17 protein-coding genes and 1 pseudogene are annotated in these 18,678 nt (G+C 69.3%); 12 read left to right on the top strand and 6 right to left on the bottom strand.

All coding sequences use genetic code 11. From position 1 onward, the window contains the following. The 4 genes from ID574_RS56735 to ID574_RS56720 all read left to right on the top strand — a co-directional run. Window positions 1-210: cytochrome P450 (locus ID574_RS56735; RefSeq protein WP_188197395.1), on the top strand; the 210-nt coding region annotated here is incomplete at its 5' end. Between the two features lie 7 nt (window positions 211-217). Continuing rightward, complete coding sequence (locus ID574_RS56730) at window positions 218-388, top strand: ferredoxin (RefSeq protein ID WP_188197394.1); 171 nt, start codon at window positions 218-220, stop codon at window positions 386-388. 38 nt (window positions 389-426) lie between these two features. Further along, window positions 427-1,215, top strand: coding sequence for a glucose 1-dehydrogenase (locus ID574_RS56725; RefSeq protein ID WP_188197393.1), 789 nt, complete (start codon window positions 427-429; stop codon window positions 1,213-1,215). Between the two features lie 97 nt (window positions 1,216-1,312). After that, window positions 1,313-2,578, top strand: coding sequence for an ArsB/NhaD family transporter (locus tag ID574_RS56720; RefSeq protein ID WP_336245669.1), 1,266 nt, complete (start codon window positions 1,313-1,315; stop codon window positions 2,576-2,578). A 268-nt stretch (window positions 2,579-2,846) separates the two neighbouring features. On the opposite strand, the pseudogene ID574_RS56715 reads toward ID574_RS56720, so the two are convergent. Together ID574_RS56715 and ID574_RS56710 are read right to left on the bottom strand one after the other, a co-directional pair. Then, window positions 2,847-4,075: pseudogene (locus ID574_RS56715) on the bottom strand (KamA family radical SAM protein). A gap of 347 nt (window positions 4,076-4,422) precedes the next feature. Continuing rightward, entirely contained in the window at window positions 4,423-5,445 is a 1,023-nt protein-coding gene (locus ID574_RS56710) for a PP2C family protein-serine/threonine phosphatase (RefSeq protein WP_223168128.1), read from the bottom strand. A 326-nt stretch (window positions 5,446-5,771) separates the two neighbouring features. Between ID574_RS56710 and ID574_RS56705 the strand changes: the two genes are divergently transcribed. Beyond that, on the top strand, window positions 5,772-6,995 hold the full coding sequence (locus ID574_RS56705) for a glycosyltransferase 87 family protein (RefSeq protein WP_188197392.1): 1,224 nt from the start codon (window positions 5,772-5,774) through the stop codon (window positions 6,993-6,995). A 105-nt stretch (window positions 6,996-7,100) separates the two neighbouring features. On the opposite strand, the gene ID574_RS56700 is transcribed toward ID574_RS56705, so the two are convergent. Together ID574_RS56700 and ID574_RS56695 are read right to left on the bottom strand one after the other, a co-directional pair. After that, window positions 7,101-7,598, bottom strand: a complete 498-nt coding sequence (locus tag ID574_RS56700; protein WP_188197391.1) for a hypothetical protein — start codon at window positions 7,596-7,598, stop codon at window positions 7,101-7,103. A 568-nt stretch (window positions 7,599-8,166) separates the two neighbouring features. After that, the gene (locus ID574_RS56695) at window positions 8,167-8,637 is read right to left on the bottom strand and encodes a GbsR/MarR family transcriptional regulator (protein ID WP_223168127.1); all 471 of its coding nucleotides are present in this window, start codon (window positions 8,635-8,637) and stop codon (window positions 8,167-8,169) included. A gap of 156 nt (window positions 8,638-8,793) precedes the next feature. On the opposite strand from ID574_RS56695, the gene ID574_RS56690 reads away from it, so the two are divergent. The 6 genes from ID574_RS56690 (at window position 8,794) to ID574_RS56665 (ending at window position 15,853) form a co-directional block, all read left to right on the top strand. Next, window positions 8,794-10,407, top strand: a complete 1,614-nt coding sequence (locus tag ID574_RS56690) for a CocE/NonD family hydrolase (RefSeq protein WP_188197390.1) — start codon at window positions 8,794-8,796, stop codon at window positions 10,405-10,407. Next, the gene (locus ID574_RS56685) at window positions 10,404-11,402 is read left to right on the top strand and encodes an NAD-dependent epimerase/dehydratase family protein (RefSeq protein ID WP_188197389.1); all 999 of its coding nucleotides are present in this window, start codon (window positions 10,404-10,406) and stop codon (window positions 11,400-11,402) included. Before ID574_RS56690 ends, ID574_RS56685 begins: the two co-directional genes overlap by 4 nt. 28 nt (window positions 11,403-11,430) lie before the next feature. Then, window positions 11,431-12,576, top strand: coding sequence for an FAD-dependent oxidoreductase (locus ID574_RS56680; protein ID WP_188197388.1), 1,146 nt, complete (start codon window positions 11,431-11,433; stop codon window positions 12,574-12,576). Between the two features lie 518 nt (window positions 12,577-13,094). Next, window positions 13,095-13,958 carry an alpha/beta fold hydrolase gene (locus ID574_RS56675; protein WP_188197387.1) on the top strand — a complete coding sequence of 288 codons (864 nt, stop codon included), beginning with the start codon at window positions 13,095-13,097 and terminating at the stop codon, window positions 13,956-13,958. A 165-nt stretch (window positions 13,959-14,123) separates the two neighbouring features. Next, window positions 14,124-14,567 carry a CBS domain-containing protein gene (locus ID574_RS56670; RefSeq protein WP_188197386.1) on the top strand — a complete coding sequence of 148 codons (444 nt, stop codon included), beginning with the start codon at window positions 14,124-14,126 and terminating at the stop codon, window positions 14,565-14,567. Next, window positions 14,564-15,853 carry an ArsB/NhaD family transporter gene (locus ID574_RS56665; protein WP_188197385.1) on the top strand — a complete coding sequence of 430 codons (1,290 nt, stop codon included), beginning with the start codon at window positions 14,564-14,566 and terminating at the stop codon, window positions 15,851-15,853. The genes ID574_RS56670 and ID574_RS56665 overlap by 4 nt, the downstream gene beginning before the upstream one ends. Window positions 15,854-16,148: 295 nt before the next feature. Here ID574_RS56665 and ID574_RS56660 read toward each other — a convergent pair whose 3' ends face one another. Both ID574_RS56660 and ID574_RS56655 read right to left on the bottom strand, forming a co-directional pair. Further along, complete coding sequence (locus ID574_RS56660; protein WP_188197384.1) at window positions 16,149-17,300, bottom strand: FAD-dependent monooxygenase; 1,152 nt, start codon at window positions 17,298-17,300, stop codon at window positions 16,149-16,151. Beyond that, window positions 17,297-17,797, bottom strand: coding sequence for a GbsR/MarR family transcriptional regulator (locus ID574_RS56655; RefSeq protein ID WP_188197383.1), 501 nt, complete (start codon window positions 17,795-17,797; stop codon window positions 17,297-17,299). The genes ID574_RS56660 and ID574_RS56655 overlap by 4 nt, the downstream gene beginning before the upstream one ends. A gap of 236 nt (window positions 17,798-18,033) precedes the next feature. Here ID574_RS56655 and ID574_RS56650 point away from each other — a divergent pair, with 236 nt between their 5' ends. Next, complete coding sequence (locus tag ID574_RS56650) at window positions 18,034-18,459, top strand: DUF998 domain-containing protein (protein WP_188197382.1); 426 nt, start codon at window positions 18,034-18,036, stop codon at window positions 18,457-18,459. Window positions 18,460-18,678: the final 219 nt, after the last annotated feature.

Here is an 18,678-nt window from a genome sequence, read left to right as displayed (position 1 = left end):
GTTCACCGCGGCAACCGGCACCACGTCGCCTTCGGCTACGGCGTGCACCAGTGCCTCGGGCAGAACCTCGCCCGGGCGGAGCTGGAGATCGCCTTCTCCACCCTGTTCAGGCGCATCCCCACCCTGCGGGTCGCCGTGCCGGTGGACGATCTGCCCTACAAGCACGGCAATCTCGCGTACGGCATCCACGAGTTGCCCGTCACCTGGTAGGCCGAGCATGCGGATCACCGCGGACACCACCGCCTGCATCAGCGCCGGCATGTGCACGCTCACCGCGCCAGAGGTCTTCGACCAGGAGGACGACGACGGACTGGTCGCGGTACTCCGCCCTGAGCCCCCCGAGGAGCTGCGCGAGGCCGCAGCCGCGGCTGTCCGGCTGCGCCGCTGACTCAGCTCAACGAATCGACACAACAGGAAGGGACGAGCATGTCTGGCCTGCAGGAGAAGGTAGTGATCGTGACGGGTGGCGCCCGCGGGATCGGTGCGGCCGTGGCCGCCCGCATGGCTCGGGACGAAGCCAAGGTGGTAGTCACCGACCTGCTCGACGAACAGGGTGCGAAGACCGCCTCCGCGATCGGGGGCCTGTTCCTCCGTCACGACGTGACCAGCGAGGATGACTGGAAGAGCGTGGTTGAGGCGACCGTCGAGCGCTACGGCCGGGTGGACGGCCTGGTCAACAACGCCGGGATCGCCGCGGGGGCACCTCTCGAGAGCGAGACGCTGGAGCAGTTCGAACGGGTGCTGAAGGTCAACCTGACCGGGGTGTTCCTCGGGTTGAAGGCGGTCATCGAAGCGATGCGGGCGGCCGGCGGCGGCTCGATCGTCAACATCGCCTCCATTTCGGGACTGATCGGGCTTCCTGGGGTCTCGGGGTACGGGGCGTCCAAGTGGGGCGTCCGCGGCCTGACCAAGATCGCCGCGGCGGAGCTGGGCCGCCACCGGATTCGAGTCAACGCCGTCAACCCGGGCGTCATCTACACCCCGATGACCATGGAGCGTAACGCGCAGTTGGGAGAAGGCAACTTCCCGCTGGCCCCGCTGGGCCGGATCGGCGTCCCGGAGGAGATCGGCGAGGCGGTGTCCTTCCTCATCTCGGACGCGGCCTCGTACATGACCGGCGCGGAAATCACGGTGGACGGCGGCTGGACGTCCGGACAAGCCATGATGACGCAGCACCTCGACACCACCGACAGGACCACCCCGGGGCGGCGCTGATGGCTCGCACTCGCAGCCCGCTCGTGGCGGTGGTGGACGATGGGCGGCTGCTGGGCGCCGTGACGCTCCAGGCGCTGCTGGACTGGGCGGTGGCCGCGTGACCGTCACCGCATGGGCGGCGGTGGCGGTCTTCTTGGCCGCGTACGCGCTGATCGCCACCGAGAAGATCCACCGTGTCGTGGCGGCGCTCGGCGGAGCGGGGATCATGCTGCTGATCCACGCCACCGACGCCGAAGCGGCCTTCTTCTCTGAGTTGACAGGCATCGATTGGAACGTCATCTTCCTGCTGCTCGGGATGATGGTCATCGTCGGCGTGCTGAAACTGACCGGGATCTTCGAGTACTTGGCGATCGGGGCGGTCAAACGCGCCAAGGGGTGTCCGGACCGGTTGATGGTGCTGCTGGTGGTGATCACTGCGATCGCCTCGGCGCTGCTGGGCAACCTCACCACCGTGCTGCTGATCGCGCCGGTGACGTTCCTGGTGTGCGAGCGGCTGGCGCTGCCGGCGGCGCCGTTTCTGATCGCCGAGGCGATGGCCTCCAACATCGGCGGCGCCGCCACGCTGGTCGGCGACCCGCCGAACGTCATCATCGCGAGCCGCGCCGGACTGAGCTTCAACGACTTCCTCATCCACATGACGCCACTCGTGATCATTCTTATGGTCGTCTTCATCGGGATGTGCCGGATCCTGTTCCGCAAGTTCTTCCGCTACGACCCCGAACGGGCGGCGGAGGTGATGGCGCTGGACGAGCGCGAGGCCATCGCGGACCGGCGGCTGCTGTGGCAGAGCCTGGCGGTGCTGGCCCTGGCGATGGCGGCGTTCGTGCTGCACCCTGTGCTGCACTACGAGCCGTCGGTGGTGGCCATCTTGGGCGCGGGCATCCTGGTGGCCGTCACGAAGGTCACCACGCGGGGCGCGATCGGCGAGGTGGAGTGGCCGACCCTGGTGTTCTTCGCCGGGCTGTTCGTGATGGTGGGCGCGCTGGTGGAGACCGGCGTGATCGGCCAGATCTCACGGGCCGCGGCCGAGGCCACCCAGGGACAGCTCGGGCTCACCACGATGGGCCTGCTGTGGGCCTCCGCCGGGCTCCAATGTGGTCATCCTGGGCATCGCGGCCCGCAACGGCACGCCGATCAATTTCTGGCAGTTCACCAAGTATGGCCTGGTGGTGACCGTGGTCACTATCGCGTTGTGTGTGCCGTACCTATGGCTGCGCTACCTATGGGCCACGCCGGCCACATTACAAGGGCTGGGCGAGTGGGCCGGTGCAGTTCTGCGGACGAGGTGTGGGGAGGCGCTGACGCTCGCGTCGGCGCTCTCTGCGGCCTGGCCGTGCGCCGCACGGTCCGCCGTGCCGGCTGACAGGCCAGGTCTGTCAGGAGGCGGTCCAGCGCCGATGGGCGGTTCTTACTTAAGCCGTGTTGGTCTCCCACTCCCCGGGCAGTCCCGGGCAGCAATGGACTGCGACTTCCCGGCGAGTGGACGACCTTGATGTCCCCGTCTCAAGACCGGTCAGCGCCGCTGCCCAAGGAATACCTGATCGTCGGCTGAGTGCAGGGGCGAGATGGCTATGCTCGGAGATCATCCCGTCGTACCAGGCGGCTGCTCCGGCTCTCGGCCATGGCCGGGCTCATGCCTGCCATGGGAACCGTTCGGCGAATGCCGGTCGCAGATCCGACAGCCACAGCGCATGGGGGTCGTAGTCGGCGAAGAACGGCCTGCCCACCAGTGCCGGATCGCGAGCCTGGAGGAGGTGCAGCACGAACACCTGGCGACCGCCGACCTCTGCCACGCCGTCGACGCACACCTTGCCGGGAGTGGCCGACATCGACGGGCCCCGTACTGTCCGGCACAGCCCCGACACCGACGCATAAGCATCCCGGAAAACCTCGAACGCCCTGGCCAGCGGGACGGCGAAGTAGTCCTGCGGACCGGTGTCGCGCTCCACGAACATGTAGTACGGCACCATGCCCATCACGTGCTGGCGCCGCCACATGGCCGCCCAGGTGCCCGGCTCGTCGTTGATGCCCCTGATCAGCGGCGCCTGCGTGCGGATGACCGCGCCGGTGCCCGCAATGCGCTGGACGGCGTGGCCGACCAGCTCCGGCTCCAACTCGCGAGGATGGGAGAAGTGCGCTTGGAAGGCGAGCGTCTTGCCGGCGGCCACCACACGTTCGAACAGGCGCAGGGTGTCGTCGGCATCGGGATCGCTGACGAAGCGCTGTGGCCAGTAGGCCAAGGACTTGGTGCCGATGCGCACCGATTCGATCTGCTCCAGCTCCAGGAGCGGCTCGATGTAGCGCCGCAGCACCGGCTCGCCCATGATCATCGGATCGCCGCCGGTCAACAGGACGCTGGTGATCTGGGGATGGGCACGAACATAGGCGATGATGCGATCGATCTCGCCGGTGGCCATTTTCAGATCCGGCTCACCCACGAACTGGGCCCACCGGAAGCAGTAGGTGCAGTACGCGTGGCAGGTCTGTCCCTGCTTCGGAAACACCAGCGCGGTCTCGGGATACTTGTGCTGTACTCCGTTGACCGGCTCCTCATCCATGCTCGGCACGTTGAGCTGGAGTTGTCCGGCGGGGTGCGGGTTGAGGCGAGCCCGGATCTCGCTGGCTCCGCCTGCGGCGCCTCACGTCTGATCAGGCCGGCCAGCCGCGCGACGTCCTGCGCAGGCAGCATGTCCGGCTGCGGGAACACCAGCCGGTAAATCGGGTCGCCGGGCGCCGCCGACCAATCGATCAGCTCGTCGAGAACGTAGGCGTTGACGCGAAAGGGAAGCACGGTCGCCACCGCACGCACCGCAAGGCGTTCCTCTGTGCCGAGGCCCGCACGTCGAGTGAGGTCGTCCAGGTGCTTTCCACTGTAGGCGCGAAAACGACGTGTCGTGCCGAAGGAGGTGCTTGTCACGAGTGCCTTTCTGGCCGGATGAATTGAGACATTGCCGACCAGACTTCCCGGCGCACCGCGCACACCATACCAGGGCAATTCACCCTCACGCGGGTTTTGGGAACATATGCCCTCCATGTGTGCTCGCCTCCCGCTGTCGCGAGGAGACGTGCAGGCCATAACCCACTCGAACGGGGCCGAGCATGATGCCGCCGAGTTCCCGCGCAGCGCACAAGACATCCAAAAAAGCCCGAATTGCCTGTGGAATTGGCTCAAGGGACACCGACGCCACGACGAAAGGGTGACGGGGTTCAGATTTCCCTGCAGCGTAGGAGCAACATGGCGGCATCGTCCTGCAATGGTCCGTCAACATGGGCCACAAGATCCAGGCGCAGCTTCTCCAACGCCTCCTCAGGGTCATCGCCGTCCAGCAGATGCAGGCGTTCGGCAAGCGGGTAAAAGCGCCCTCTTCGGTCGCGAGCCTCGATCACCCCGTCGGTGTAGAGGAGGATCTGATCGCCGGGTTGGAAGGGGATCCGGTGCGGTTGCGGCCGCTGTGCCTGAAGTTCGGACAGGCCGAGTGGCGCGGCGTAGGCGTCCGGTTCGGCAGGGACGACCTTCCCGTCGGCGCGTAGCAGCAGCGGAGCCGGATGACCGTAGTTGAGCAGCGTCAAGGTCTCATCGGCGGCTTCGGCGACGATCGCGGTCACGAACTCCTCGCCGGACAGCCGCCGGTTCAGCGCTCTTTCCAGGCGTTCGCTGACGCCGGGCAGATCGGCTTCGTCGTGAGCGGCCTCGCGGAATGCGCCGAGCACGGTCGCCGCGCTCTCGACCGCTTCCAAGCCTTTGCCTTGCACGTCCCCGACGATGACGCGTACCCCGGTCGGGCCCGTCACCACCTCGTACAGGTCTCCGCCGATGCGGGCCTCGGCGTTGGCGGAGGTGTAGGAGACGGCGACCCGCAGGTGCCCGGCACGGCGCGGCACCGGGCGTAGCAGTACCCGCTGTGCCACCTCGGCCACCGACCGGACGCTGGCCAGTTCCTCCTCACGCTGCTGGCGTCCTATCGCGGCCAGGACACCGGCGGCCGTCACGCCCACGATGGAGATCAGGCTCAGATAGCCCTGGCGCGTTCCGATCAGTTCGTCATAGACGCTCAGCAGCAGCGAAAGCGCCAAGGCCACAAGTCCGATGAAAATCGTCCGGCGGACCCGTCCGACCAGACTCGCGAACGCGGGGCCCAGGGCAAGCAGCGACAGGTAGCCGTACTGAGGCCCGGCCAGGACATCCACGACCGCCACCACGCCCATCATGACGAAGGGCCAGGCAGCCATCGATCGAGCCGCACCCTCCTGACTCATCCATGGGCGACTCGTCACGTGTGGCCTCCAGGGGGAGATCGGCAACTGATTGCCGACCAGACTTCCCGGCGCACCGAGGCAACTGTAACCCGCGTGCGCCTCACCTGACAGCCTGCCGCGAGACCCGGACCCGCGCGGCTGACGTGACCCGCGCGGTTCTGTAAGCTGCCCTGACGTATGTCCCCAAGGGCGTACATGGTGTGCCGGGAAGTCTGGTCGGCGTCATGGCAGAGCTCCCGACAAGACGAAATGCAGATCACCATGTGCCCCATTTCCGCCCCCATGCTGGGCGGCATCGCGTGAACCAGCCGATTCTCACTGCGCTCCTGCTTGCCGCAGGGCTCGCCCTCGCGATCGCCGCACAGCGGTACCGCTGGCGCCTCTCGCTGCGCACGACTCTGCTCGTGGCCGTGAGCCTGCGTGTGGCCGTCCTGATCATCGCCGCCGCCGGGGACTGGCAGCCGGTCGACTTCGTGCAAAGCTTCCGACCGGCCGGAGAGGCCATCCTGCGGTATGAGGACCCGGTGCTGTCCACCGACGGATCATGGCGGTTCTTGCCCATGATCCCCTACGCCTACGCCGCCACGCTGGCCGCCGGCATCCCCTGGGAGGTCGGCGGGCGGCTCGTCACCGTCGTGGCCGATGTCGGCTTGGTCATTCTGGTCGGCAAGCTCGCAGGCGGCCGGCACGAAGCGCTGCGACGCTTCCAGTACGCCTGCTGCCCTCTTGCCGTGATGGTCGCCTCCATCCACGGGCAAGTGGAGCCGGTCTCCCTGGTGTTCCTGGTCGGCGCCTACCTCGCGGCGCGCTCCGACCGCGGGCTGGCCGCCGGGGTCTTGTTCGGGCTGGCCCTGTCCGCCAAGAGCTGGCCCATCGTCCTGCTGCCCGTCGTGCTGATGATGCTCACGACGTGGCGGGGACGACTCATCGCGCTCCTGGCCTCCGGCGCGCTTCCCCTGCTGTTCTTGGTCACACTCCCGCTGGGGGCCGGCACGCCTGTCTCGCGCCTGCCTGATGTGGTGGCGATGCTGCGATGGGTCCGGCCCATCGTCGGCGAGTGGGGTTGGACGGCCTGGTTGACGGGTGGCAACTGGGCCTTGGAACCGGCCTACGCGACGGTCGGCCAGGTGTTCATCTATAGCGTGCTGATCGCGGCCTTCTGGCTGTGGCGCCGCGGCGACCCGGTGGACCTCACCTCTGCGATGCTGTTGGCCTTCATGGTGGTGACGCCGCGGCTGGGCGCCCAATACCTGTTGTGGTTCGTTCCTTTCCTGATCGCGCGCCCGACCCGGTGGAGCCAGACGGCGCTGACGGCCTGCGCTGTGTGGGCGGGGCTCGGCTACATCTACCTCACCCAGTTCAACTACGCCGATTGGGCCCACCACCACTCGTGGTGGGCCATGAGCTCGGTCCTGGTGATCCCGTTCCTCGTCCTGGCCATGCCCTGGGACAGGAGAAAACCACCGGGCCGCAATATGCCGCGACGTGCGGCATCCAAAGAGGTAGCGGCAGCGAACGTATAGCGGGATCGGACAGCGCGTGCGGATCTTTTCAAAGGTCGCCAGCGAACGGAACCACCCATGCGCCTCCTTGTAGGGAACCCGAGCGTGAGTGGCTCCATGCCGCTGCTACAGGCGCAGGTCTGGTGGCGATCGACCTCCACTGTTCATGGCGCGCCACTGCTCGTCCAGTTCCGCTACCGCTGTCTTGGCGACCCGCCAGTTGTGAAGGTGCGACAACGCCACCCATGTCGGCCAGCCTGTGAAGAAGCCGGCAAGCAGGAAGGCGAAGCAGATGTCCACAGGGCCGAGCGGTCGCGGCGTCAATCTCCCCTGCTGGTGCCAGATCCGGGCTTGACCGTCGGAAAGGTGATCGAGCGGCTGCCGTACCGTGCCGCTCCGTTTCACGCCGACCTCGTCCGGCCACGTCACCCTCGCGACGATGGCATGCTCCTCCACCACCTGCGCGACGATTTGGCGGTGTGTGGCCCGGTAGTCGTGCAGTGCGTCGACAAGCACGCCGGTGGCCGGCACGCCGGCGGCGCACCCGACTATGAATGAGAGAACGGCCATGATGGTGCGTGGGCTGGACCAGCGCCGATGGGCGACAGCCGCAGGGATGGTCAAGCCGGGCATTGCATCCTCCCGGGTGGGGCGATGTTGCCGACCAGGCTTCCCGGCGCACCATCGCCGACGTTAACAGTGCGGAACTCTCGGCACCAGACTGTCGGCCTTGGTAGTGGTCCGGGCTGCTGGATGGTTTCGTGACACGGACATCAAGGGACGATCACGGAAGCTTTCTTACGTGGAGGCGGAGATGCTGTCGTTGTGATCTTGGCGGTTCTTGATAAGTTGTCCGGAGGTGTGCCGGGAAGTCTGGTCGGCGGGTCCTTATCCGCTTTGCCCAGAAGGATGTGCGCCCGCCTGGCCACCCGCATCGGCATCCTCCACCACGGCCGCCTCATCGGCGAACACGACGCCGACCACCTGGACCGCCACCGCCGCCAATGGGACGTGCCGACCAGACTTCCCGGCTCACCTGAGTGCAGCCTATGACGAATCGGACGGTGCGGGCAGAGCCTACAAGTGAGCCGACTTCGGCAGCGTGGCTCCATGGACGCCCGCCGCTACCCGCTGCCGCTCACGCTGTGGCCTGCGAGCTGAGTTCGGCCGGGCTGGCCGCGGAACAGCGTGATCACTGGAGTGAGCTGTGCTGGTGGTGCTGCCAGCGTTCGAGCAGGGCGGGTATCTCGCTCAGCAGGAAGTGGTAGAAGTCGCGCATCTGGGTCAGCCGCCGGTGGGCGGGGTCGTCGGCCGGGGTGGTGTCGATGCCGGTCTGCGCGGCTTGGAGCATGATCTGGATGACGGTGTTCTGGCTGGTGAAAAGGGTGGCCCAGGCGTCGTCACGGAGACGGTAGTGCTCGCGGCGGCTGCCGGGAGCGGGCAGGCGTTCGATCAGGCCGACCGACAGCAGTGATTTCACCGCCGCGGAGACCGAGCCGGCGCTGGCGTCGAGCCGTTCGGCGATCTCGCCCGCGGTGACGCTCTGCTGGTCGGTGAAGAGGAAGACGGCCAGGGTGCGCGCGGCCATGCGCTGCAGTCCGCCGTCGGCCAGGGTCAGGGCGAGATGTTCGGCGACCTGCCACCGGTCTTGTCTGTCGCTCACGAGCGCAGGATATCGAATCACGCGAGTGCTTCAGAAGTTTCTGAAAATTCGCTATGTTGCGTGTATCGGGTTCCGCCGTATGGAGCGCCGATGGTGTGCCGGGAAGCCTGGTCGGCGATGTGACATCCGCTCCGTCCATCAAGGAGATGACCGGCGATGACCCTGCTCAGCCGCCTGTTCGATGTGCTTCCCGCCATCCGGCACCCGGTGCGCCTGCGGCGCGACGTCGAGATCCCCGCCGCCGATGGGGTGCGGCTTCTGGCCAGCCACTACTACCCGGCCGATGTGGACAAGGCGCCGCTGGTGCTGTTGCGCAGCCCGTACGGCCGCGGCAACGCGCTGGACCAGCTGCCGAAACTGCTGGCCGAACGCGGCTACCAGGTGCTGTACCAGAGCCTGCGCGGCACGGCCGGCTCCGGCGGCCGCTTCGACGGCTTCACCATCGACCCGGCCGACGCCGACGGCACGCTGAGCTGGCTGCGCGCCCAGCCGTGGTTCGGCGGCGTGCTGGCCACCTGGGGAGCCAGCTACCTCGGCTACGCGCAGTGGGAACTGGCCGCCCGTGAGATCCCCGAGTGGAAGATCGCCGTCATCCAGGACGCCCCGGCCGAGTTCGCCCACCGCTTCATGTACCCGGGCGGGGCTTTCGCGCTGGGCAACGCCCTGGGCTGGGTCCAGCTCGTGGACCGGATGTTCACCAGCGGCTACTCCGTCACCCGGCAACTGCTCAGCATGATCACTGCCGCTCGTAAGCTCCGCGACGCTACTCTGGCGCTTCCGCTGAACGAGGCCGACCTGGTGCTGACCGGACACCGCGTCCCCTGGTTCGGTGAGTGGATCGAGCACGGCCCGGACGAGGCCTATTGGGCCCGCACGGACCACCGTGCGAACGTCGCTCGCATGCCGCCCGCCGTACACTTGCAAGGCGGCTGGGACGACTTCTTCCTGCCGGGCATGCTGGCCGACTACGCCGCGCTGCGGGCCGCGGGACGCCAGGTGAGGCTGCTGATCGGGCCATGGGGGCACGGCAAGGGCCTCTACACCCGTCACGGCATGCGCGACGCGCTGGCCGCGTTGGACGCCGCGCTGCTGGGCGGGCAACCGCCGTCGGGGGTGCGGTTGTTCATCACGGGCGCGGACCGCTGGCAGGAGCTGCCCGAATGGCCGCCCTCGCATGAGCCGACCTCCTGGCACCTGCACTCCGGCGGACGGCTCAGCGCTGAACCCGCCACAGAAGGCGTACACCCCAGCCGCTACCGCTACGACCCCGGCGACCCGACTCCCACGGTCGGCGGCACCGCGGTCGGCCTGTCCGCCGGCCGCAAGGACAACCGCCGCATCGAGGCCAGGCCGGACGTCCTCACCTTCACCTCCGATCCGCTGCCGCACGACATCGACGTCATCGGCCCGGTCAGAGCCCGCCTGTACGCCCGCTCGTCCCTTCCGCACGTCGACTACTTCGCCCGCTTGTGCGACGTGTCACCCGGTGGCCGTTCGACCAACCTGTGCGACGGCATCGTCCGTCTCAGCCAGCCCGGCGACGTCCGGACCGCCGACATCGACCTGTGGCCGCTGGCCCACCGCTTCGCACGTGGCCATCGGATCCGGTTACAGGTCTCCAGCGGCGCCCATCCCCGCTTCGGCCGCAACCCCGGCACCGGCGACCCTCTCGCCACATCACGCGAGCTGCGCTCATCCAGCCACGAGATCTTCCACGATCGGGACCGTCCCTCCGCCATCTGGCTTCCCGTCTTGTCTGGAGCGTCATGAAACTGCTGGTCCTCGGCGGAACCCACCACGTCGGCCGCGCCGTCGTGGAGACCGCGCTGGAGCGCGGCGACGAGGTCACCACGCTCAACCGCGGCCTCAGCCGGGGGCCGGCGCCCGGCGCCCGGGCGTTGATCGCCGACCGCACCGACCCCAAGGCGGTCCGGGCCGCGCTGGGCCGGCAGGAGTGGGATGCCGTCATCGACACCTGGGCCTGGGCACCGCGCGTGGTCCGCGACAGCGCCCGCCTGCTGGCCGACCGAGCCGGGCACTACGGCTACGTCTCCAGCCGCGGCGTCTACCGCTGGCCCTGGCCGCCCGCCGCTGACGAGAGCGCTCCGCTCGTGGACGGCGAGGCGGCGAGCGAGGACGCCGCCGACTACGCGGCCGCCAAGCGAGGCGGGGAACTGGCCGCCCTCGAGGCATTCGGCGAGCGTGCCCTGCTGGCCAGGGCCGGCATGATCCTCGGCCCGTACGAAGACGTCGGCCGCATCCCATGGTGGCTGCGCCGCCTGGAAAAGGGCGGGCCGGTGGTGGCGCCCGGTCCCGCCGATGCGCCGCTGCAGTTCATCGATGCCATGGATCTGGCCGTCTGGATGCTGAGGTCGGCCGAGAACGGCGTCGGCGGCACGTTCAACGTCGCCGGACCGCCCGGCGCTGTCACGATCGGCGAACTGCTGCAGACAGCGCTGGAGGTGACCGGGTTCGACGCCCGGCTGCTGTGGGCGCCGCCGGACCTGCTCCGAGAAGAGGGCTTCGCGCTGGGGATGGAGTTCGGCCTGCGCTACCCGCACGACCCGGCGCCCACCGGTATCCACGACGCCGACGTCGGCGCCGCTCTCGCCGTCGGCCTGACCTGCCGACCGCTGCGGGAAACGCTCGCCGCCACGTGGGCCTGGCTGCAGGCCGAAGGCGACCCACAGCCGCGCCCCGACGCCCCTTCACCCGACACCTGGCTCGACCCCGCCGCCGAGCGGCGCGTCCTCGAACAGCTCTGACCCCCACCAGCTTCAGCAAGGAACCTTTATGCGCGCCGTCATCATCGGAGCCGGCATCGCCGGCCTGGCCACCGCCCTCCGGTTGTCCCAGATCGGCTGGGACAGCCTCATCGTCGAACGCGCTCCGCAGCGCCGCAGCGGCGGCTACGCCGTCACCTTCGGCGGCATCGGCTACGACGCCGCCGAGCGGATGGGCATCCTGCCCGACCTGGAGACGAAGGCCTTCGTCACCGAGGAGCTCGTCTACCACCGCCCCGACGGCCGGCGTCGGTTCTCCCTGAACCGCGAGACGATCGCCGCGACCATGGGCCCCCGCTCGATGAACATCCTGCGCGGCGACATCGAAACTGTCCTGTACGACAAGGTCTGCGACACCGCCGAGATCCGCTTCGGCACCACCATCACCGCCGTCGACCAGGACGCCCACGCCGTCCATGTGACCCTGAGCGACGGCAGCGTCGAGCACGCGGATCTGCTCATCGGCGCCGACGGCCTGCACTCGGCCACCCGCGCCCTGCTCTTCGGCCCCGAGCGCGACTTCCTGCTCGACCTTGAGCACAAGGTCGCCGTCTACATGCTCGACAAGCGCCCGGCCGCCATCGCCCCCGGCACCACCGGCACCCTGTCGTCCGGCGGCCGTACCGTCGCGGTGATCAGCGTCGGTGACGGCCGCAACGTCGCCTTCTTCGGCTACCGCACCAGCCACGCGGTCCCGGGCGAGGACGCGGCCACGCAACTGCGCCGCGTCTACAGCGACCTCGGCTGGGTCATCCCGGAAGCACTGGACGGCCTGGACAGGACCGACTCCGTCTACTTCGACACCATCAGCCAGGTCGTGGCCCCCTCCTGGAGTCGCGGGCGCGTGGTCCTGCTCGGCGACGCCGCCTGGTGCGTCACGCTCTTCGCCGGATACGGCTCCGCTCTGGCCGTCGGCGGCGCCGACCGGCTCGGCACCGAACTGGAGCGCCACCCGGGTGACGTCGGCGCCGCCCTCGCCGCGTGGGAGGCCGCGCTGCGGCCCGAAGTGGATAGGAAACAGAAGCTCGGCCGCTGGGTCAAAGGTGTCTACGCGCCCGCCAACCCGCTGCTGCTGTGGCTGACCCAGCTCCCGCTCCGCCTGGCCGCACTGCCGCCGGTGCGCCGGTACCTGACCCGACGCTTCATCAAGGGCTGAACCGGCGGCGAGTGGTGCCGCTGTGCCGGGGCCCGCATCGGGCGCCCCCGGCTCAGTAGCGGGTGCCCGACGACGGCAGGTGCAGCGTCTGCCATCGCCAGGTGGCCCCGCCGTCGGCGAGGCCCTCGCGCCACAACACGGCGCGCAGTTGGGAGCGCCAAGAATTCCGCCGATCGCCCGTAGCCCATGGGTGTGGTGGTAGGGGAGTTCAGGCACCACAGGCCGCCTGGAGACAGGGGCTGCCGACCGTGGGCCATCCGAGGGCCTCGATCCCGACCGCGTACCTCGATCTAAAGATCGATCACGCAGGGGGTGCCCATGAGCGCAGGCATGCTTCGCCACTCAGCGAGATCGCCCGGGCACAGGACCGGGCTGGATCTGTTGCGCGCGACCACGATCTTTGCCAGGGTGGCGGGACGCCACGGGCACGCCGCTGACAAGCGGCCTCGCGTGGCCGGTGAGCCGGGAAGCCTGGTCGGCGATCTGACCCGACGTCCCCGCGTGGAAAGGCTCTCCTGTTGACTTCCCCGACCATCTACGTCTCACCCGCCGGCCAGCGGCGCGTCCGCGACTGGTGCCGAGAACGGCTGGACTCCTGGACGACAGAGCACCGCATGCGCACGATGGAGACCAGCCTGGGGACCACGGCGGTGGTCATCGCCGGGCACGGCCCCTGCGTGCTGCTGCTGCCAGGCACCAACTTCTGCGCCGCCACCCTGCTCGAGGTGGCCGATGCCCTGCTGCCAGACCATCGGGTGATCATCGCTGACCTGCCGGGCCAGCCAGGTCTGAGCGCTCCACAACGGCCCGGGCCGGGACGCCTGGCCGCCTACGGGCGGTGGGTAGGGGAGGTCGTCGGCCAGGTGAGCGCTGGACCCGCTGTGGTGGTGGGACATTCGCTGGGCGCGGCCGTGGCCCTGGCGACGCGACCTGGACCGCAGATCAGCGGCCTCGTGCTGGCGTCCCCGGCCGGACTGAGCCGAGCCCGACTGACCCCCGCTCTGCTCGGCGTCACCCTGCCCTGGCTGGCGGCTGCCACGACCGATCGCAGTCAGGCCCTGCTGCGCTACATGAGCGGCCAGACGCGCGGCATGGCCGGCGCGGACCACCGGCTGGCGGAATGGATGACGCTCGTGGCCCGACACAGCCGCACCAGCCTGGCGCCCCCGCCGGTGCCCAAACCCATCGTGCGCCGCTGGGCAGGCACTCCGGTGGTCGTGGCCACCGGAGCCGAGGATCGTTTCTACCCGCCCGCCCGCATCGGCAGGCCGGCCCGCGCTCTGCTGGGCACCGACGTGGTCGCCGTGCCGGGCCTGGGGCATCTCGGCCCGCACGAGGACCCCACACTGCTGCCCGCCCTCCTTGACCGCCTGCGGGCATAGCACGGCACGCCCTTGCCCGGGCACGGCGATTCCACGACCCGGCGTCGTCCGGTTCCAGCCGAGGGCGGTGGCCACTGGTTCGGCGATCATTGATACGTTGGTGTCAGGTGTGCCGGGAAGCCTGGTCGGCGATGTCATGTCGTCGATCTCAAAAGAGGCTTGCGGATGCGTGCGCGCGATCTGGCCACGGAGTTCCCCACCGTCGCTCTGGACACCCCCGTCGTCGAGGCCGCCCGGCTGCTGGCCGAGCAGGATCTGCCCGGCCTCATCGTGGTCGACGAGCAGGGGCTGCCCTCGAGCATCCTGCCGGGCACGCAGGTGCTGAGGCTGGCCGTACCGGGCTATTGCCAGGACGATCCCGCGCTGGCGCGGGTGGTGGACGAGGCGCACGCCGACCTGTTCTTGCGGTCGCTGTCCGGGCGGACCGTACGCGAAGCGCTGCCGAGGGAGCCTCGCGAGCTGCCGGTCACCGATCCCGATGCCACGGTGCTGGAGCTGGCGGCGTTGATGGCCCGCACGCGCAGTCCACTGGTGGCGGTCGTCGAGGGCGGGCGGCTGATCGGCGCGGTCACCCTGCAGGCGCTGCTGGACTGGGCGGTGGCCGCGTGACGGTCACCGCGTGGCTGGCGGTGGTGGTCTTCCTGGGTGCGTACGCGCTGATCGCCACCGAGAAGATCCACCGTGTCGTGGCGGCGCTCGGCGGAGCGGGGATCATGCTGTTGATCCACGCCACCGACGCCGGTGCGGCGTTCTTCGACGAGCACACCGGCATCGACTGGAACGTTATCTTCCTGCTGCTCGGCATGATGGTCATCGTCGGTGTGCTCAAACAGACCGGGATCTTCGAATACCTGGCCATCTGGGCCGCCAAACGCGCCAAGGGGTATCCGTACCGGCTGATGGTGCTGCTGGTGGTCATCACCGCCGTCGCTTCCGCGCTGCTGGACAACGTCACCACCGTGCTGCTGATCGCGCCGGTGACGTTCCTGGTGTGCGAGCGGCTGGCGCTGCCGGCGGCGCCGTTCCTGATCGCCGAGGCGATGGCCTCCAACATCGGCGGCGCCGCGACGCTGGTCGGCGACCCGCCGAACATCATCATCGCCAGCCGCGCCGGGCTGAGCTTCAACGACTTCCTCATCCACATGGCGCCGTTGGTCGTCGTCCTCATGATTGTCTTCATCGGGATGTGCCGGATCTTGTTCCGCAAGTACTTCCGCTACGACCCCGAGCGGGCGGCGGAGGTCATGGCGCTGAACGAGCGGGAGGCCATCGCCGACCCGAGGCTGCTGTGGCAGTCGCTCGCCGTGCTTGCCCTGGTCATGGTCGCGTTCGTGCTGCACCCGGTGCTGCACTACGAGCCGTCCGTGGTGGCCATCCTGGGCGCGGGCATCCTGGTGGCCGTCACCAAGGTCACCACCCAGGACGCGATCGCCGAGGTTGAGTGGCCGACCCTGGTGTTCTTCGCCGGGCTGTTCGTCATGGTGGGCGCGCTGGTGGAGACCGGCGTGATCGGCCAGATCTCGCAGGCTGCGGCCGAGGCGACGCAAGGTCAGCTCGGGCTGACCACCATGGGGCTGCTGTGGGCCTCGGCCGGGCTGTCGGCGATCGTGGACAACATCCCGTACGTCGCCACGATGAGCCCGATCGTCGCCGAACTGGTCCAGGCAGCCGGCGGCAACGGCCCGGCCCAGGTGCTGTGGTGGGCGCTGGCCTTCGGCGCCGACCTCGGCGGCAACGCCACCGCCGTCGGCGCGGCCGCCAACGTGGTCATCCTCGGCATCGCCGCCCGCAACGGCAGTCCGATCAGCTTCTGGCAGTTCACCAAGTACGGGCTGATCGTCACGGCGGTGACCATCACGTTGACCGTGCCGTACCTGTGGCTGCGCTACCTGTGAGCCACGGCGGCCGTGTCGAGGGACCGTAAGAGGAGGCCGGTGCCGCTCCGCGGGTGACGGCAGGGAGGCTTCCGCATGAAGATGGGCCTGCGGGAGAGGGGACGCCGTCCAGGTCGTGTACGCCGCGGCGAACCCGGATGAATTGCGCCCAGGGGCGCCGCCGAAGTGGGTGTCGGAGTTGGCGGAGGCCACGTACTGTGTCGTTGTCGAGCAGGACGAGAGGGCTACCAACCCTAGGCGGGGTGTGACGATCGCGAGCAGACGGCGCTGAGCTGCGCTGGCCTTGGGCCCTGGCTCAGTGGTACGTGGTCGGCGACGGCAGGTGCGGCGGCCGCCACCGCCAGGTCGCGTTGCCGTCGGCGGCGATGCCCTTGCGCCACAACGGCGCGGGCATCAGCCGGATCATGGTCACCAGCGCCCGGTAGGCGGCCGTGGAGGTGGTCCGGGCGCCGTCCTTGCGGGCGCCTCGGGCGGTGGCCTGGGTGCGCGGGCGGCGCTCGGCGTCATAGCGACGCAGCGCGGCTTCGATCGCGGGCTCGCCGGCGAGGGCGGCGGCGAGCACGACGGCGTCCTCGAGGGACTGCCCTGCGCCCTGGCCACGATCGGGGCTCATCGCGTGCGCGGCGTCGCCGAGCAGCGCCACCCGGCCGCGGACGTAGGTGGGCAGCGGGTCCAGGTCGCAGATGTCGATATGGATCACGGCCTCGTCCGGGGTGGCCTCGATCAGCGCCGGGATCGGCTCGTGCCAGGTGGCGACCCGGCGGGCCGCCTCGGTCTTCTCCTCCTCGTAGCGGATGCCCGGTTGGTCGGCGGTGGTGACGTAGACCCAGTACGCGCGATCACGTGCGATGGGATGAATGAGGAAGTAGCCGCCTGGTCCGAGCGTGATGCTGCCGGGCACGCCGGGCACCGGGGCGATGCCCAGCCAGGCGGTGCGGCCCAGGAAGCGCGGCGGCGTGTCCGGCCACAGCAGCCGGCGGACGGTGCTGCGGATGCCGTCGGCCGCGATGACCAGGTCGGCAGTCAGCTCGCCGTCGCCGAATCCGACGCTCACACTGCTGGCGTTGTCCCGGACGGCGGTGACCTCCGCACAGGTGCGCACCCAGCCGACGGGCACCGCCTCCAGCAGCACCCGGTGCAGGTCGGCGCGGTGGAAGGCGAGCAGCGCACTCGCATCCCCGGGCCGCGCTTGTTGCAGGTAGCGGCCGTCCGGCGTGCGCAAGTTGCCGGAGGCGTGGGTGGGCACCCCGACCGCGCGGGCCCGCCCTTCCACGCCGAGTTCGGCCAGCGCGCGCAGCGCGTTGGGCGCCTGGGACATGCCGCCACCGATCTCGCCCAGCTCGGTCGTTCGTTCCAGCACCGTGGCCCGCCAGCCGATCCGGTGCAATGCCAGCGCCGCGGCCAGCCCGCCAATGCCGCCGCCGACCACGATGGCGTGTCCACTCATGGTGTCTCCTCATCGTCGGGGTGCTCGGCGCTATCAGGGCCGTCGGGGCCGTCTGCCTGCAGGGGCGGCGCGTTGTCGAAGACCTTGGCCATCCACTCGAAGGTGGCGTGCGCCTGCCGGACCCGCGCGGCACGTTCTTCGTCCGCGCCCACCAGGTCCACCCCATCGTGCGTAATGTCCATGAACGAGGCGATGGAGGCGACCTGGCGGCGCACCACGACCGCCCAGGCGTCCTCGGCCATCCGGTAGTAGACGGTCCGCTCACCCGGCCGAGTGCGCCAGGTGAGGAACTTCATGCTGGTCAGCAGCCGCAGGCTCGAGGTGAGCGAGGCGCGGCTGGCGCCGATCGCCGTGCTGATCTGCCCGGCAGACTGCTCAGGCGGATCACAGATCATCAGCCAGCCCAGCACCCGCCCCGCGATCGGCGGCACCCCATCGCGCGCCAAGTACATGGCGACACGTTCCACCCACTCCAGCAACGGCTCCTGTTCGGTCACGCCCGACCAGCCTCCTCTTGCAGTTATTTCAGTATGAGCTAAAATCCATGTATTGATCAAGTGACGTCCCGTCGCAGGGCGTTCCGTTGGTGAGCCGGGAAGTCTGGTCGGCCCGTGACCTATTGGGGTCACGGAGAAGCAGGAGGACGTCCCCATGGCCACGCCTGCTCTCAAGCCGCTACCCGGCAGCGGCGTCGCCGCCGGTGTGCTCGTACCGGTGGTGTTGTGGGCCGACGGTGCCACCCGGCCCGGCGCTGGGCTATCCGCCCGGGCGGTCCGCCCCGGCAGCCGGCGCGCCCACCACGAGCGGCCTCATCCATCAGGCGGCCGGCTTCGCCCTGTTCGCCGGGCTGAGCGCAGCCGCGTTCGTACTGGCCCGGCGCCTGGGACAGGCGAGGCGCGCCTGGGCCGTCTACTCACGCCTGTCCGGCGCACTGATCATCACCTTCGCCTTCGCCGCCGGCATCGCCTACCGCCTCGATGTTCTGGGCCTTTGGCGGCCAGCCCCCGCGGGCATGCTCGAACACCTCTCCCTGCTGACCGGCTTCGGCTGGATCATCGCCGTGGGCGTTCACCTCCTGCGCGGCCACGTCCCGGCAGGCCCGAGCACGTCCGCGGCGGGCGCTCAAGGGTCTGGACCTGTCAGCTCCCAGGCTGGATGACAAGAAAGCAGGCCGCCAACAGTCCGTCGGCGGCCTGCTGCCGCGCAACGGGAGCCGCGTTGACCGGCTCCCGCTCCGCGGCCCCTCCGACGGCAGACCACTCTGCGCTATCCCAGGTCGTCGTCGGCGAAACAGCCGCGAACTGTCGTGCCGGCTGACTACGGTGCAGCAATGACGAAGACGTGCCAGGTCTCCGGGTTGTGGCCGGGCCGTCGGCGC

Source organism: Nonomuraea sp. SYSU D8015, from assembly GCF_008065375.1.
Taxonomy (GTDB): Bacteria; Actinomycetota; Actinomycetes; order Streptosporangiales; family Streptosporangiaceae; genus Nonomuraea.
This window is presented reverse-complemented; position numbering and strand designations above follow the sequence as displayed.

Bases quoted from the DNA above. Each gene is read 5' to 3' on its own strand.
- ID574_RS56680 (WP_188197388.1), top strand. From the start codon at position 11,431: ATGCGCGCCGTCATCATCGGAGCCGGCATCGCCGGCCTGGCCACCGCC.
- ID574_RS56660 (WP_188197384.1), bottom strand. From the start codon at position 17,300: ATGAGTGGACACGCCATCGTGGTCGGCGGCGGCATTGGCGGGCTGGCC.
- ID574_RS56730 (WP_188197394.1), top strand. From the start codon at position 218: ATGCGGATCACCGCGGACACCACCGCCTGCATCAGCGCCGGCATGTGC.
- ID574_RS56685 (WP_188197389.1), top strand. From the start codon at position 10,404: ATGAAACTGCTGGTCCTCGGCGGAACCCACCACGTCGGCCGCGCCGTC.
- ID574_RS56710 (WP_223168128.1), bottom strand. From the start codon at position 5,445: ATGGCTGCCTGGCCCTTCGTCATGATGGGCGTGGTGGCGGTCGTGGAT.
- ID574_RS56725 (WP_188197393.1), top strand. From the start codon at position 427: ATGTCTGGCCTGCAGGAGAAGGTAGTGATCGTGACGGGTGGCGCCCGC.
- ID574_RS56670 (WP_188197386.1), top strand. From the start codon at position 14,124: ATGCGTGCGCGCGATCTGGCCACGGAGTTCCCCACCGTCGCTCTGGAC.
- ID574_RS56690 (WP_188197390.1), top strand. From the start codon at position 8,794: ATGACCCTGCTCAGCCGCCTGTTCGATGTGCTTCCCGCCATCCGGCAC.